This window comes from Streptomyces sp. H27-D2, from assembly GCF_035828615.1.
Taxonomy (GTDB): domain Bacteria; phylum Actinomycetota; class Actinomycetes; order Streptomycetales; family Streptomycetaceae; genus Streptomyces.
Genome location: NZ_JAYMZR010000037.1, coordinates 28,977 through 43,589, shown reverse-complemented (window position 1 = coordinate 43,589; position 14,613 = coordinate 28,977). Strand labels below are relative to the sequence as shown.

Here is a 14,613-nt window from a genome sequence, read left to right as displayed (position 1 = left end):
AGCCCGGGCCGCCAACGGCCCGCGCCCCCGCTCACGCCTTCACGCCGCCCTCCGCCAGGCCCGTACGCCAGTAGCGCTGGAGTACGCCCATCAGGACCATCAGCGGCAGTACGGAGAGGAACGCGCCACCGACCGTGTACTGGTACAGCTCCGGCTGCCGGTCCGCGTAGCCCTGCCAGGCGGTCAGGCCGAGCTGGATGGGGTAGAGGTCGGAGTCGGAGAGCATGACCAGCGGCAGGAAGAAGTTGTTCCAGATGTGCACGAACTGGAACAGGAAGACGGTGACGAGCGCGGGCGTCATCAGCCGCAGCCCGAGCACGCCGAAGATCCGCGCCTCGCCGGCCCCGTCGATCCTGGCCGCCTCAAGGAGCGAGTCCGGTACTGCGGCTGCGGCGTAGATCCGGCAGAGGTAGACGCCGAAGGGGCTGACCATGCTGGGGATCAGCACCGCCCAGTAGGTGTTGGACAGGCCCAGGTCGCTGAAGAGCAGATAGAGCGGGAGGGCCAGCGCCGTGCCGGGGATGAGCACTCCGGCCAGGACGACGTTGAAGACGCCTTCGCGGCCGGGGAACGGGAACTTGGCGAGGGCGTAGCCGGCGGCGGCGGCGAACAGGGTCGCGACGAGCGCCCCGGCGCCCGCGTACAGCAGGCTGTTGCCGAACCAGCGGACGTAGACGCCGTCGTCGTAGGTCAGCACCCGGTGCAGGTACTCGATGGGGTGCGGGTCGGAGAACCAGAAGCCGAAGGTGCCGAAGAGGTCGCTGGTGCTCTTCGTCGCGGAGATGGTGAGCCAGTAGACCGGCAGCAGGAAGTAGACGGCGGCGACGGTCAGCAGCGAGAGCGTGATGACGCGGTGCCGCAGCGGGGCGCGGTGGAGCGCCCGGGGCGGCTCGGGCGCGCGGCGGCGGAGCACCCGGCTCCGCTCGGGCAGGGGCGGCGGCGGGGCCCCGAGCAGGTCCGGCGGCCTGGAGCTCATCGGCGGTCCTTTCCGCGCTGTCCCACGAGCCGCAGGAAGGTGAACGACAGCACGCAGGCGACGAGCGCGAGCAGCACCGCCTCGGCCGCCGCGACGTGCTGGTTGTTGCTGGTGAACGCCTCGTTGTAGGCGTGCAGGTTGGGCGTGTAGCCGGAGTCGATGGAGGTCGAGAGCGGGCGCAGCACCATCGGTTCGGCGAACAGCTGGAGCGTTCCGATGATGCTGAAGACGGTGGTGAGGACGAGCGCGGGGCGGATCAGCGGCAGTTTGACGTGCCGGGCGATCTGCCAGGCGCTCGCGCCGTCGATCCGGGCGGCTTCGTACAGCTCCTGCGGCACGGCCTTGAGCTGGGCGATCAGGACCAGCATGTTGTAGCCGGTGAACTGCCAGGTGACGATGTTGGCGATGGCCCACAGGACGGTGCCGCGGGAGAGGAAGTCGACGTCCCAGCCGATCCCTCCGGCCATCTCGACGAGCGGGCTGATGCCCGGTACGTACAGGAAGCCCCAGAGGATGGACGCGATGACGCCGGGCACGCCGTAGGGCAGGAAGAAGGCGGTACGGAAGAAGCCGACCCAGCGGGCGGAGGCCGCCTCCAGCAGCAGCGCGAGGCCGGTGGCCAGGGCGATCATCAGCGGGATCTGCACCGCGCCGAAGAGCAGGACGCGGCCGAAGCCCGTGGTGAAGCGGTCGTCCTGGAGGGCGTGCGTGTAGTTGCCCAGGCCGGTGAAGACCTCGCGGGTCTCGCCGCCGAGGCCGAGCGGGCCGGTCCGTTCGATCCGCAGCAGGCTCTCGTAGAGGGCGTAGCCGATGGGCGCGAGGAAGCAGAGTACGAAGAGGGCGAGGAAGGGCAGCAGGAAGCCGGCCGCCGCGCGGGCGTTGCGGGCCTCTATCCCGGAGCGCCGCCGCCGGTCCGGGCGCGGGGGCGTTCCGGACCGGGCCGCCGCTCCGGACGGACCCGGCGCTCCGGCGCCAGGCGCCGCTCCGGACGGAGCGGCGACTCCGGCCGGCGGCGGACCGTCGTACGGAGGGGGACCGTCGTACAGGGACGGGCCGTCGGGGGCGTACGCCTCCCCGGTGCCGAGCCGCTCCGCGCGCCGCCGGGCGCCGTGCCCCGTCCTGTCGTCCTCCTGCTCCGTCACCCCGCTTCCGCCTTGAGCCCCTTGTCCTTGAGGTCGGCGAGGGTCTGCCGCTGCACTTGCTTGAGTACGGACCGGAAGGAGCTCGCCGAGCCGCCGTCGGAGATCGCCTCGGTGAAGGAGTCCCCGAGCCGCTGGTAGAGCGTGTCGACAGCCGGGCCCCACTTCCAGCTGGTGTCCACGGCCTTGCCCGCGGCGGCGAAGATCTCGCTGTAGTGCTGGCCGCCGAAGAAGTCCTTGCGGCTCTCCAGGTCGGCGGTGCTGTAGCCGGACTTGGCGCTGGGGAAGCCGTAGCCGCCCTTGATCAGCAGCTTGACCGACGCGGGGTCGGAGTTGAGCCAGACGGCGAAGTCGAGGGCGTCCTCGGGGTAGTCGGTCGCGGCGAAGACGGCGGTGGTGGAGCCGCCCCAGTTGGCGTGGGCGTTCTCGCCCTTCTTCCACTGCGGCATCGGGGCGACCCGCCATTCGCCCTCGGTCTTGGGCGCGTTGCCGACCAGCAGCGCGTCGCCCCAGCTCGCGCCGAGCCAGGAGACCATGTCGCCGGTCTGGATGTCCTTGTACCAGGCGTTCTGCCGGTCCGGGATGGTCCTGATCAGCTTCCGGCCGACCAGCGATCCCCAGAAGTCGGCGACCCGGCGGGTGGCGTCGTCGTCGATGCTGACGGTCCAGGTGTCGCCCTGGGTGCCGAACCAGCGGGCTCCGGCCTGCCAGGCGAGGCCGGCGAAGCGGTTGCCGTTGGTCGCCGAGAAGGTCTCCAGGTAGGCGCCCTTCTTACGGACCGCCTTGGCCGCGGCCTCGTAGTCGTCCCAGGTCGCCGGGGTCTCGATGTTCCAGCGGTCGAGCAGGTCCTGGCGGAGGAAGAGCCCCATCGGCCCGGAGTCCTGCGGGATCGCGTAGACCGCGTCGCCGAAGACGGACTGTCCCCACTGCCAGCCGACGAACTTGCCCTTCTGCCGGCTCGCGCCGTGCTTCGCGAGGTCGAGGAGCCCGCCGTCGAGCAGGAAGCTCGGCACGATCGCGTACTCGATCTGGCCGAGGTCCGGCGGGTCGCCCGCCTTGATGGCCGCGTGCATCTTCGCGTACTGCGCGCCGTTGACCGCCGAGACCTTCTCCAGCTTGATCTGGACCTCGGGGTGCCGGCTGTTCCACAGGTCCACCGGCTTGTCGATGCCCGGCACCCAGGACCAGAAGGTCAGGGTGATCTTCTGGCCCTTCTTGCGTTTGCGCCCTTCGGGCTTGCCGCTCCTGCCGCCGCTCTTGTCGTCGCCGGAGTCACCGCAGCCGGCGAGCGCGATTCCGGCGGCGACGGCGGCGCCCGCGCCGAGCACGGAGCGACGGAGCGGGGCGGGTAGGGCTGGGGACGGCGTCATAGCAGCTCCTGCACGGGAATCCGCCGGAAGGCGATGGTCGAGTACGCGCTGAAGTCGCCCGTCTCGTAGAGCAGTCCGACGGTGTCCGCGTCGATCCGTACGAGATCGGAGTAGGCGGCCGGAAGCCCGCTCGCGGTGTGTGCGACCCGCCAGGTCAGCCCCCGGTCGCGGCTGGCCCGTACGGTCATCAGCGCCCGGAACTCCGGGTCGGCGGGTCCGGCGAAGAGCAGCACGTCGGGCTCGTCCGGCTCGCCGAGGTGCAGCACGCTGCCCTCGACGACGGGCCCGACGAGCCCGGCCTGCGGGCGGAACGGTTTCACCAGGGTCAGCCCGCCGTCGGCGGAGTAGGCGTCGGCCCGGCGCCCGGGCGAGGTGGCGTCGTTGCGGGTGTTGAAGTAGATCCGCCCGTCGGGCAGTTCGGCGCCGGTCGTCTCGTTGACGTTGACGTAGCCGTTGGGGTTCTCGTCCAGATAGCCGATGCGCCAGCTCTCGCCGTCGTCGTCGCTGTAGATGGAGTGCCCGCTGTTGTACTTGGCCTCGGTGCCGTTGTCCGCGCCGGTCGGCGCGATGGTGTGGTTGGCGGGCACCACGATCCGCCCGGCGCACGGGCCGTGCCGCAGCCGCATCGCGTGGCCGGGGGTGGTGGCGTACCAGCGCCAGCCGGCCATCTTGGTCGTCGCGGTGATCTCGCGGGGCTCGCTCCAGCTCTCGCCGTCGTCATCGCTGTGCTGCACCCACACCCGCCGCCCGTCGGCCGCCGACACCTCCCCGCGCAGGATGCGCTGCTCGGTCGCGACGGCGGCATTGCGCACCTGCGGCAGCACAACCCGGCCGCTCTCCAGCACCACCGGGGCGGGGTTGCCCACCGTGTCCGGGCCGTTCTGCGCGACCACGCTCAGCGGGCCCCAGCTGAGCCCGCCGTCGGTGGACCGCTTGAGCACGATGTCGATGTTCCCGGTGTCGGACGCCGACCCGAGGCGGCCCTCGGCGAACGCCAGCAGCGTCGCCCCGTCCCGGCTCAGGACCACCGCCGGGATACGGAAGCTCGCGTACCGGTCGGCTCCCGCCCGGAACGGCACGGAGTTCTCGTACGCCCCGCTCGCGTACGGCACCTTCTCGTACGCGACATTCCCGTGAGCCACGGCCCGACCCCCAAGCCTCGACGAACCGGACGTAGGACGTCCCTTGTCCTGTGGCGACCATAGGGAGGGGCCAGGGGAGCGTCAAGGCATGGAACCCGAACAGCGGACACGGGCGCGTCCACCGGGCGGCGCGGTCCATCCCGTCCCCGCTCCCGTACGGGTGACGGACCGGCCGGCCCCTGGGCCGCGCCCCGGGCGTGCGGCAGGATGCCCCCATGGACGCCGTACGGGTCGCGCTGCTGCGCGAAGTGCTCGCCGGGACCGAGTGGTTGCAGGCCACCCGCCGTTTCGCCGGGTCGCTGCGCGCTTCACTCGCGCCGCACGGCGGCGGGCTGCTGCTGGTCGGCAGCCGGACGTACGAGCCGTGGCATCTGGCCGCGCATCTCGACGACGAGGCGGCCTGGTCGGGGCTGCCCGAGCTGTCGCCCACGCTCGTGCGGCACCGCGTCGCGACCGGCTCCGGCGTGCCGGCGCATCTGGGCGTCGGGCTGGGGCGGCTGGCGGCGGCGAAGCGCGGGGACACGCTGCTCGTGGTCACCCCCGAACGGCTCGGCGAGGGCCTGTTGGAGCGGGTGCACGACGCGCGGCGCGGCGGGGCGACGGTGCTCGCGATGGACGGCTCACCCGCCGGAAGCTGCCCCGACCTCCACTCCCTCGCGCACGACGCGCTCGCGGTGCCGCCTGGGCCCGATCTCGACCTCGACGTCGTGCAGCATCTGGTCAGCGCCGCCGCGGGCGAGAACAGCCTGCCGGCGGTCGGCGGCCGGCGGCGTTTCAAGGACCGACTGTCCTGGATCGCCGAGCAGTTGACCGCACCGCCGCCCGTCCGCTGGTGACCGAAGGCGGGGGCCGGGGCAGGTATCGGGTCGGGGACCGGCGTGGGGACTGAGCCGGGGATCGCCCCCGCTCGAACGCCTTTATGCCGAAGCCTTTATGAGGGAAGTCTTATGGGTTCTTGAAGATCTCTCGCTACGGACGATCGGCCGCCGCCTCGCACATAGAGTCGAAGCAGCCGGTCCACTTCGGGCCGCCGCCCCCACCCCCGTACGGCCGGCGCGCCCCGGTCGTCGGACCGTCGCGCCCGGAGGTTCCTTCACCATGAGCTCCAACAGTTCCCGCCACGGCAGACGCCGCTCCTTGCCGGTACGCAAGCTCGTACTGGCGGCAGGAGCGCTCACCGTGGTGGCGGGTGCGGGTGTCGCCATCGCCATGCCGGACGATTCGTCGCCGGCCGCGCGGACGACACGGACCGCCGCGAACCGCGTCGCTTCCTCGGCGTCCCCCATGGCCGAGGAGGCGACGCGCACATCATCGCCCTCCGCCTCCGCCTCGCCCTCACGATCCTCCACGAAGCCGACCGCCGCGAAGAAGTCCGCTTCCGCGACCCGGAACGCGGCCCCGAGCACGCCCCCGAAGCGTACGAAGCCGGTCGCCCCGCCGCGCCGTACGACCAAGGCGGCCCCGGCCGCCGCCCCCGTCGCGACCGGCGAGGTGGCGCGAATACTCCAGCTGGTCAACAAAGAGCGGGCCACGGCGGGTTGCCGCCCGCTCAGCGCTGACGCCCGTCTCAACAGGGCCGCGCAGAGCTACACCGACTCCATGGCGGCCACCGGCGAGCTCTCGCACACCGGCCCGGACGGGGTGGAGCTGCCCGAGCGGGTGAAGCGGGTCGGTTTCACCTGGTCGGCGGTCGGCGAGAACATCGCGCGCGGCCAGACGAGCGCCGAGTCGGTCATGGACAGCTGGATGAAGAGCCCGGGGCACCGGGCGAACATCCTGAACTGCGACTACCGCGATCTGGGCGTGGGCGTGCACCGCGGTGACGGCGGCCCGTGGTGGACGCAGGACTTCGCGACGGAGAGGTAGGCCCTGTCCGAGCCCAAGCCCTGTCCGAGCCCAGGCACCTCCCGGCCCGCCACCCCCGCTTCCTCGTGGATTCCCCCGCGCCGGGGCCCCGCTCACCGCTCCCCGCCCGCCGCCGCCCTGTCGCGCCGCCGTCCCCGGCGTGCCGCGCGGGCCAGGCCCCGCTTCGGCTCGGCGGCCAGGCCCAAGGTGACCTCCACCCTGGCCCCGCCCAGCGGCCCCCGGGTGATCCGCACCCGCCCCCTGGTCGCGCGGGCGGCCCGGTCGGCGATGTCCAGGCCGAGGCCGGTCGATCCGCCCACGCTGACGCCGCGCGCGAGCGCGCGCTGCGGGTCGTCGATGCCAGGGCCCGCGTCGTCCACCGTCAACACCACGGACTGGGCGGTCCGTTCGACCCGTACGGCGAAGGCCGTCCCCTGGCCGGTGTGCTGGAAGACGTTGCCGATGAGGGCGTCGACGACCGCGGCGAGATCGTCGTGCGCCAGCAGCACCGGGGTCGGCTCGGCGGTCGCCACGAGGCGGCAGTCGCGGCCCTGCTGAGCAGCCAGTACGGACCAGAAGTCCACCCGCAGCCGTACCAGTTCGGACACTTCGGACAGCTCGCTCTGCTCGGCCGCGCCCTGCGGGCCGGAGCTGTTCGGAGCGTCCCGGCGCGTTGCCGGGGAGCCGGCCGCCCCCGGTGCGCCGCCCAGCGCGCCCACCGCCAGCGGCATCCGCGCGGCCGAGATGATCGAGTCCAGCTCGGTCTCCAGGTGGGTGATCGCCGCCGTGATGCGGTCCGCGCCCGGCGCGGAGCCCATCCGTTCCGCCTCCAGGTGCAGCGCGGTCAGCGGGGTGCGCAGCCGGTGCGAGAGGTCGGCGACCAGTTCCCGTTCCATCGCGAGCAGTTGGACCACCCGGTCGGCCATCGAGTTGAACGCCGCACCGGCCTCCTTCAGCTCCGGTGGCCCGGCGGGCTCGACCCGGATCTCCAGATCGCCCGCGCCCAGCGCGTTCGAGGCGCGCGAGAGGGTCTTGGAGGAGCGCACGACCCGCGCCCCCAGCCGGTCCGCGACCAGCACGGACCCGGCGACCAGGCCCAGCGCCAGCAGCGACATCACGCCCCAGGACAGGCCCACTCCGCGGGTGAGGTCCGCGCGCGGCACGAACGCCTCGACCACCGCGACCCGGTTCTGCGCCAGGATCACCGGCTGGAGGTAGACCCAGCCGCTGTCGGTGTCGAGCGCGAGCGTCTCCCGCTCGCGCTCCGCGCGGGCCAGCGCGCCGGCCGGGGCGTGTTCCGCGCCGATGACGTCGCCGTCCGGGAGGTGCACCCCCAGCCGGTCCCCCGGGCCGAGTCCGGCGACGGCCTGCTGGACGTCGGCGGGCTTGGTGGTCAGCGCCAGTACGGGGGCCAGCGCGGCGGCCCGCTGCTCGGCCTCGGTGGTGGTGCGGCCCCGCGCCTCGGACTGGACGAGCAGCGCGAGCGGGATCAGGAAGGACAGCGCGACCATCGAGGTCACCGCGAGCGCGACGCCCGCGAGCGCGCGTCTCATCGCGGCGCCACCAGCTTGATGCCGATGCCGCGCACGGTGTGCAGATAGCGCGGCTGCGCGGGCCGCTCGCCGAGTTTGCGGCGCAGCGCGGACAGATGGACGTCGATGGTCTGGTCCTCCACGTACGGCTGCCGCCAGACGTCGGCCAGCAGCCGTCGCCGCGAGACGACCTGGTCGGCGTGGGCGGCCAGATAGGCGAGCAGGTCGAACTCCCGCCGGGTCAGCCGCAGCTCCCGCCCGGCCAGCCGGGCGCTGCGCGCCCTCGGGTCCACGACCAACTCGCCGACCTGGAGCGTCGTCGGCTGCGGCGGGGCCTCGCCGGGCCCCGCACCGGGAGCGCCCGCGTGCTCGCCGCGGGACGGGTAGGGGCCGCCGGGCTGATACGGGCCGCCTCCCGGGTACGGGTCGGCGGGGGCGCTGCGGCGCAGCACCGCGCCGAGCCGGGCGGCGAGCTGGCCGCCGGAGAAGGGCTTGACGATGTAGTCGTCCGCGCCCGCGTTGAGCAGTTTGATGACTTCGGCGTCGTCGTCGCGCGCGGTGGCGACGACGACCGGCACCCGGGAGATGCCGCGCAGCATCCGCAGCACGTCGGTGCCGTCCAGATCGGGCAGCCCCAGGTCCAGCACCACGACGTCCGGCGGTTGCTGGGTGACTTCGCGCAGCGCCTCGAAGCCGAGCGCGGCGCTGCGCACCACATGGCCGTGTGCGGAGAGCACATCGATCAGCGCGGCGCGTATCAGGGGGTCGTCCTCGACGAGGAGCACGGAGGCCATGGGCCAGCACGGTAGTCGGTCGGTCAGTATGGTGTCGTGTCCCGGTACCTGCGCTACCTGCTCATATGGCTGTCCTGCACCGCGGTCAGCGTCACGGCGGTCGTCCTGACCGTCCATTTCGTGGTGGGTTCGACCAAGCCGACCCCGCCGGTGGCCCGTTCGGCTCCGACCGTGTTCGCGACGCGTGCGTCCGGGATCGCGAAGTCGACGCGGTCGCCGAAGCCGAGCCGCCCGGCGAAAACCGGAACCCCCACCTCCGCACCGCCTTCGCCGCGTCCCTCCCCCACTCCGAGCCCGTCCACCCGTACGCCGAAGCCCTCGAAGAGCACGTCCGACGCGGGCGGCGACCAGGGCGCGGGCGGGTCAGCGGGGGCCGGCGGGTCAGCGGAGAACGCCGGGACGGCCGGCGATTTCACCGACTGCGGGGCGGGCGGCTCCGGGGTGCAGACCATCCAGTCGGCCGGCGGCCACGCCTCCGTACGCTTCGGGAGCAACGGCGTCTGCCTGGTCTCGGCGGTGCCGGAGCGCGGTTTCACGGTACGGACGGCGCAGAGCGACCCGGACACGCTGGAGGTGACCTTCTCGGGCGACCGGCGGAAGTCGGAGATCACCGCCACCACCACGCCGCAGGACGGGGCCACGGTCCGCGAGACGTCCTGGTAGCGGTCCCTTGCCGGGCGGTCGGTCTCCGGTGGTCAGTTTCTGCCCGGTGATCGGCCTCTGCCCGGTGGTCAGTTTCTGCCCGGTGGTCAGCCTCTGCCCGGCGGTCAGCCTCTGCCCGGTGATTGGCCCCTGCCCGGCGGTCGGCCCCTGCCCGGCGGTCGGCTCCCGCTCGTGGTGACTTCCGTCTCGTGGCGACCCGCGGCAGAGGCCTCCGAGGTCACTCCTCCGTCTTGTTTCCGGTGCCCCTGGTCCCCTTCTGCGGGTCGTGCCAGCGCGGGTCGGTCTCCCATTCGAGATTGCGCTCCGCCGCCGTCCGCATCGCCTGCTCGGCGTCCGCCTGGCTGGCGTAGGGGCCGAAGCGGTCGGCGGCGCGACACTGCGGACCCTCCTCGACCCGGTGATGCTCCAGGCAGTAGTACCACTCGCCGGGCTTGCCGACCGTCCTGCGCTTGAACAGCGCCATCATGTGCTCCTTCTCGTCCGTGCGTCTCGTCCGTGCGTCCTCTGACGCCATGCTGCCCGAAGCGCCACGGATACACTCGCTGGCATGTCTGGCCAGTCGCTTCTCGCACCGGGGACGCTGTCCCCCACCCGTCATGTACCCGCTTCGATCCCGCGCCCCGAGTATGTGGGCAAGGACGCACCGACCCCGTACGAGGGACCGGCGGTGCAGGACGCCGAAACCATCGAGCGGATGCGGTTCGCCGGCCGGATCGCCGCGCAGGCGATGGAGGAGGCGGCCCTGCGCATCGCACCGGGGGTGACCACGGACGAACTGGACCGGGTCGCCCACGACTACATGTGCGATCACGGCGCCTATCCCTCCACGCTCGGTTACCGCCGCTACCCCAAGTCCCTGTGCACCTCGGTCAACGAGGTCATCTGCCACGGCATTCCGGACTCCACCGTCCTGCGCGACGGCGACATCGTGAACCTCGACGTCACCGCCTTCATCGGCGGCGTGCACGGCGACACCAACGCCACCTACCTGTGCGGCGAGGCGGCGGACGAGTCCCGGCTGCTGGTCGAGCGGACCCGTGAGTCGCTGAACCGCGCCATCAAGGCGGTCAAGCCGGGCCGCCAGATCAACGTCATCGGCCGGGTCATCGAGTCGTACGCCAAGCGCTTTGGCTACGGCGTCGTGCGTGACTTCACCGGGCACGGGATCAACACGGCCTTCCACTCCGGCCTGATCGTCCCGCACTACGACAGCCCGCACGCGACCACCGTGATCAAGAAGGGCATGACCTTCACCATCGAGCCGATGCTGACCCTGGGCGGCTACGACTACGGCCAGTGGGACGACGGCTGGACCGTGGTCACCAAGGACGGCAAGCGGACGGCCCAGTTCGAGCACACTCTCGTGGTCACGGACACGGGTGCGGAGATTCTCACCCTCCCCTAGGGTTTACGACCCCTTCAGGTTTTACCGACGCGGCGTCGGGAAAGAGTTGACTTAGGTAAGCCTAAGTAGGAAGAATCGGCGGCGGCGGCGGGATTCACGGCACTGCCGTCCGCTGCACGCTCTTTCCCGACCCACCGGTCCCCGGAGGCCCGCCTTGGACGCATCCAGCCCGACGTCCTTCTCCCAGCTCATCCGCACCGCCTCGCAGGAGCAGCACACCCAGGCGCAGAACGCGACGTTCATGAGCGACATGCTCGGCGGCAGGCTCGGGGTGGACGCGTACGCCCGCTACACCGAGCAGTTGTGGTTCGTCTACCGGGCCCTGGAGGGCGCCGGCGCGAAGCTAGCCGACGACCCGGTCGCCGGCCCCTTCCTGCGGCCCGAGCTGCCTCGCGTCGAGGCTCTGGAACGGGACCTCGCCCATCTGCGCGGTCCCGACTGGCGTACTGACCTGGAGCCGCTGCCCGCCACCGCGGCCTACGCCGGCCGCATAGCCGAGTGCGCCCGCGACTGGCCCGGCGGCTATGTCGCCCACCACTACACCCGCTACCTCGGCGACCTCGCCGGCGGCCAGATCATCCGCGGCACGGCCGAGAAGACCTGGGGCTTCGAGCGCAAGGGCGACGGGGTCCGGTTCTACGTCTTCACCGACATGGCCAACCCGGCCGCCTTCAAGCGGGAGTACCGGGAGCTGCTGGACGCGCTGCCGCTCGACGACCTGGAGAAGAAGCGGGTGGTGGACGAGTGCAAGCGCGCCTACGCGATGAACACCGCCGTCTTCCAGGGCCTGGGCGCGGAGTTCCCGCTGAGCGCCTGACGGCGCGCGGGCGGCGGCGCGCGCGCCCTCCGGCGATGAGCTCCGGCGCGTGACCTGAGGCCCGTACCGGCGTGATGCCGGTACGGGCCTCAGTGCGTCCCGCGACAGGGCTGGGTGTACGACCTCGGGGCGTACGGGTTCAGTACGCACGCCCCGAGGCGTACGTCGCGGCAACTCCTGTCCCACGTCTACCGGCAGCCCGTCGACGTGGTCCCACACCCCAGGACCGGCGAGATCCTGGTCACACCGTGTCGTGCGTGAATGCCGTACCACCAGCGCCCGAAGGTGAACCTGTGGAAGATGCCCCCGCAAACTTCGGCAAACCGCAGCGGGCGCACAGCTGTTTGACATAGCGTCACCCGAACTGTTGCGCACCACCGCTTGGGGAAGCAGTGGGTGCGCTAATTCGGTCGCGATGTGCCAGGGGGGTCCATGCGGCGTGTCGGTATGCCTGAATCCAATGTTCTTCACCCGTTATCCGAGCGGAAGACTGTTCCGCGCGGGCGAAGCGACAAGGCGACGTGGTACCTACCGGTGGCTGTGGCCACCGACATCCTCGGTATCGCACTGCCCGTCTTTCTCGTTTTCGAAACCACCCGTCAGCCCTATCCGCGGCTGGCGGCGCTCACCGCCGGCGCTGTCTGGCTGACCATAAGAGCCGCTCACCGCCGCTACCCGACCCAAGTCCTGGGCGAGTCGCGGTCGGTGGCGCCGGTGCTGCGCGACTGGCTGACCCTGCTCGGGGTGCTGGGCGTGCTGCGCGCCGTCGTCGACGAGCGTTCCGAAGTGCTGCTCGCACTGCTGGCGGTCGCGCCCGCGCTGCTGCTGGCCACGGCCTGCCGCAAGCTGACGCATCGTCATTTGACCGCACAGCGCAGGGAAGCCCAGTCGGTGCACCGAGTGCTGGTGGTCGGGGAGCCGGGCACCGCCGACGACGTGGTCGAGCACCTCGCCGGGAGGACCGATCACGCCTATGTGGTGATCGGCGTCGTCCCGGTGGGCGACGCGGCCATCGCCTCCGGCGTGCCCGCGCTGACCCGGCTGGGCAGCGCCCCGCCGGCCGCCTCCAGCGAGGACTGGGGGCCGGTGCTCGCGGCGGCCGGTCAGCACGGAGCGGAGCTGGTGCTCGTCGCACCAGGCCCGCGGATGACCGGCGAGCGGCTGCGCAAGCTCTCCTGGGCGCTGCACGACGCGGGGCTGCCGCTCGCGGTGGCGCCGGGGCTGAACGACGTCTCGATGCGGCGGGTGCAGGTGGCGACGACCGCCGGGCTGTCCCTGCTGCACATCGCCCCGCCCACCCGGCACGGCACGCACGTCGTGCTCAAGGCCGCCCTGGACCGGGCGTCCGCCGGGCTCGGACTGGTGCTGCTGGCACCGCTGTTCGGGCTGCTCGCGGCAGCGATCCGGTTCGGTTCGAACGGGCCGGTCTTCCACCGGCAGGTCCGGGTCGGCCAGGACGGCGCCCCGTTCACCATGTGGAAGTTCCGCACGATGGTGGTGGACGCGGAGCGCAGGCGCGCCGAGCTCGCGAGCGCCAACGAGCAGGACGGGCCGCTGTTCAAGATCCGGCACGACCCGCGGGTGACCCGGGTCGGCCGCTTCCTGCGCCGCAGTTCGCTGGACGAGCTGCCGCAGCTGCTCAATGTGCTGCGCGGCCATATGTCGCTGGTCGGGCCGCGTCCGCCGCTGCCCGAGGAGGTCGCCCAGTACGACGAGGTCGAGCTGCGACGGCTGTCGGTCAAGCCCGGGGTGACCGGGCTGTGGCAGATCAGCGGGCGCTCCGACCTGTCCTGGGACGAGAGCGTGGCCCTGGATCTGCGGTACGCGGACAACTGGTCGTTCACCGGCGACCTGGACGTGCTCGCCCGTACGCTCCGCGCCGTCGTCGACGGTCGCGGGGCGTACTAGGGGTGAGTGTGTGCTCAGCGCATCCCGGCGAGCCACGACTCGTAGGTGTCGCGCACTCCTTCGGTCAGCGCGATGTCCGGCTTCCAGCCGAGGCCGGACATCCGCGACACGTCCAGCAGTTTGCGGGGCGTGCCGTCGGGCTTCGAGGTGTCGAACGAGATCTCGCCGGCGAAACCGACCACCCGCCGTACCGTCTCGGCGAGTTCACGGATGGTCAGGTCGCTGCCGCAGCCGACGTTGACCGGCTCGTCGCCGTCGTAGCGCCGCAACAGCAGCGCGCAGGCGGCGGCGAGGTCGTCGACGTGCAGGAACTCCCTGCGCGGCGTGCCGCTGCCCCACAGCACGACCTGCTCGCGCCCGTCGCGCTTGGCCTCGTGGAAGCGGCGGATCAGCGCGGGCAGGACGTGCGAGGTCTCCAGGTCGAAGTTGTCTCCGGGGCCGTAGAGGTTGGTCGGCATCGCGGAGATGTAGGCGGCTCCGTACTGCCGCCGGTAGGACTGGATCTGCACGATCCCGGCGATCTTGGCGAGGGCGTACGGCTCGTTGGTCGGCTCCAACGGGCCGGTGAGCAGCGCGTCCTCGCGGATCGGCTGCGGCGCGAGCTTGGGGTAGATGCACGAGGACCCGAGGAAGAGCAGCCGGCCCACGCCGGCCGCGTGCGATCCGGCTATCACGCTCAGCTGGATCCGCAGGTTGTCCTCGATGAACTGCACCGGGTACGTGCTGTTCGCCATGATGCCGCCGACCTTGGCGGCGGCGAGCACCACGGCGTCGGGGCGGGTGTCGGCGAGGTATCGCCCGGTGGCCGCCGCGTCGCACAGGTCGAGTTCGGCGCGGCCCCGGGTGAGCACCGTGTAGCCGTCCGCGCTCAGACGGCGGGTGATCGCGGACCCGACGAGGCCGCGGTGGCCCGCGACGAATATTCGGGCCTTGGGCGGCAGAAGCTCGGTCGTTGAGGTCATGGCACCGGATTCTGTCAGGGCTCATAGGCCCGTAGTTACACCATCGCTGTTCAAAGCATG

At 71.9% G+C, this 14,613-nt stretch carries 15 protein-coding genes; 6 read left to right on the top strand and 9 right to left on the bottom strand.

The genetic code is table 11. From position 1 onward, the window contains the following. Positions 1-31: 31 nt before the first annotated feature. The 4 genes from QMK28_RS16470 to QMK28_RS16455 form a co-directional block, all read right to left on the bottom strand. Entirely contained in the window at positions 32-976 is a 945-nt protein-coding gene (locus QMK28_RS16470) for a carbohydrate ABC transporter permease (protein ID WP_326438544.1), read from the bottom strand. After that, positions 973-1,869, bottom strand: coding sequence for a carbohydrate ABC transporter permease (locus tag QMK28_RS16465; protein WP_326438573.1), 897 nt, complete (start codon positions 1,867-1,869; stop codon positions 973-975). The genes QMK28_RS16470 and QMK28_RS16465 overlap by 4 nt, the downstream gene beginning before the upstream one ends. A gap of 245 nt (positions 1,870-2,114) precedes the next feature. Continuing rightward, positions 2,115-3,485 (bottom strand): ABC transporter substrate-binding protein, encoded by a 1,371-nt coding sequence (locus tag QMK28_RS16460; protein WP_326438542.1) that lies wholly within the window; start codon positions 3,483-3,485, stop codon positions 2,115-2,117. Further along, a complete protein-coding gene (locus QMK28_RS16455) occupies positions 3,482-4,627 on the bottom strand; it encodes a sialidase family protein (protein WP_326438540.1) in 1,146 nt (381 codons plus the stop codon). Before QMK28_RS16455 ends, QMK28_RS16460 begins: the two co-directional genes overlap by 4 nt. A gap of 215 nt (positions 4,628-4,842) precedes the next feature. On the opposite strand from QMK28_RS16455, the gene QMK28_RS16450 reads away from it, so the two are divergent. Both QMK28_RS16450 and QMK28_RS16445 read left to right on the top strand, forming a co-directional pair. Beyond that, positions 4,843-5,463, top strand: coding sequence for a hypothetical protein (locus QMK28_RS16450; RefSeq protein WP_326438538.1), 621 nt, complete (start codon positions 4,843-4,845; stop codon positions 5,461-5,463). 262 nt (positions 5,464-5,725) lie between these two features. After that, the gene (locus QMK28_RS16445; protein ID WP_326438536.1) at positions 5,726-6,493 is read left to right on the top strand and encodes a CAP domain-containing protein; all 768 of its coding nucleotides are present in this window, start codon (positions 5,726-5,728) and stop codon (positions 6,491-6,493) included. 92 nt (positions 6,494-6,585) lie between these two features. Here the strand turns inward: QMK28_RS16445 and QMK28_RS16440 are convergent, their stop codons facing one another. Genes QMK28_RS16440 through QMK28_RS16430 form a run of 3 tightly spaced genes read right to left on the bottom strand, consistent with a single transcriptional unit; the run spans position 6,586 to position 9,250 of the window. Continuing rightward, positions 6,586-8,025 (bottom strand): sensor histidine kinase, encoded by a 1,440-nt coding sequence (locus QMK28_RS16440; protein WP_326438534.1) that lies wholly within the window; start codon positions 8,023-8,025, stop codon positions 6,586-6,588. Beyond that, positions 8,022-8,798: a response regulator transcription factor gene (locus tag QMK28_RS16435; protein WP_326438532.1), complete on the bottom strand. Its 777-nt coding sequence runs from the start codon at positions 8,796-8,798 to the stop codon at positions 8,022-8,024. Before QMK28_RS16435 ends, QMK28_RS16440 begins: the two co-directional genes overlap by 4 nt. A gap of 53 nt (positions 8,799-8,851) precedes the next feature. Continuing rightward, positions 8,852-9,250 carry a hypothetical protein gene (locus tag QMK28_RS16430; protein WP_326438530.1) on the bottom strand — a complete coding sequence of 133 codons (399 nt, stop codon included), beginning with the start codon at positions 9,248-9,250 and terminating at the stop codon, positions 8,852-8,854. On the opposite strand from QMK28_RS16430, the gene QMK28_RS16425 reads away from it, so the two are divergent. Beyond that, a complete protein-coding gene (locus QMK28_RS16425) occupies positions 9,240-9,461 on the top strand; it encodes a hypothetical protein (protein ID WP_326438528.1) in 222 nt (73 codons plus the stop codon). The two genes, QMK28_RS16430 and QMK28_RS16425, sit on opposite strands and share 11 nt — an antisense overlap. 217 nt (positions 9,462-9,678) lie before the next feature. Here QMK28_RS16425 and QMK28_RS16420 read toward each other — a convergent pair whose 3' ends face one another. Next, positions 9,679-9,924, bottom strand: a complete 246-nt coding sequence (locus QMK28_RS16420) for a hypothetical protein (RefSeq protein WP_326438526.1) — start codon at positions 9,922-9,924, stop codon at positions 9,679-9,681. An 84-nt stretch (positions 9,925-10,008) separates the two neighbouring features. Between QMK28_RS16420 and map the strand changes: the two genes are divergently transcribed. From map to QMK28_RS16405, 3 genes are all read left to right on the top strand, one after another. Next, positions 10,009-10,866 carry a type I methionyl aminopeptidase gene (gene map / locus QMK28_RS16415; protein ID WP_326438523.1) on the top strand — a complete coding sequence of 286 codons (858 nt, stop codon included), beginning with the start codon at positions 10,009-10,011 and terminating at the stop codon, positions 10,864-10,866. 154 nt (positions 10,867-11,020) lie between these two features. After that, a complete protein-coding gene (locus tag QMK28_RS16410; RefSeq protein ID WP_326438522.1) occupies positions 11,021-11,683 on the top strand; it encodes a biliverdin-producing heme oxygenase in 663 nt (220 codons plus the stop codon). A gap of 447 nt (positions 11,684-12,130) precedes the next feature. Continuing rightward, positions 12,131-13,591 carry a sugar transferase gene (locus tag QMK28_RS16405; RefSeq protein WP_443050742.1) on the top strand — a complete coding sequence of 487 codons (1,461 nt, stop codon included), beginning with the start codon at positions 12,131-12,133 and terminating at the stop codon, positions 13,589-13,591. 14 nt (positions 13,592-13,605) lie between these two features. Here QMK28_RS16405 and QMK28_RS16400 read toward each other — a convergent pair whose 3' ends face one another. After that, on the bottom strand, positions 13,606-14,553 hold the full coding sequence (locus QMK28_RS16400) for a GDP-L-fucose synthase family protein (RefSeq protein WP_326438518.1): 948 nt from the start codon (positions 14,551-14,553) through the stop codon (positions 13,606-13,608). Between the last annotated feature and the right edge of the window lie 60 nt (positions 14,554-14,613).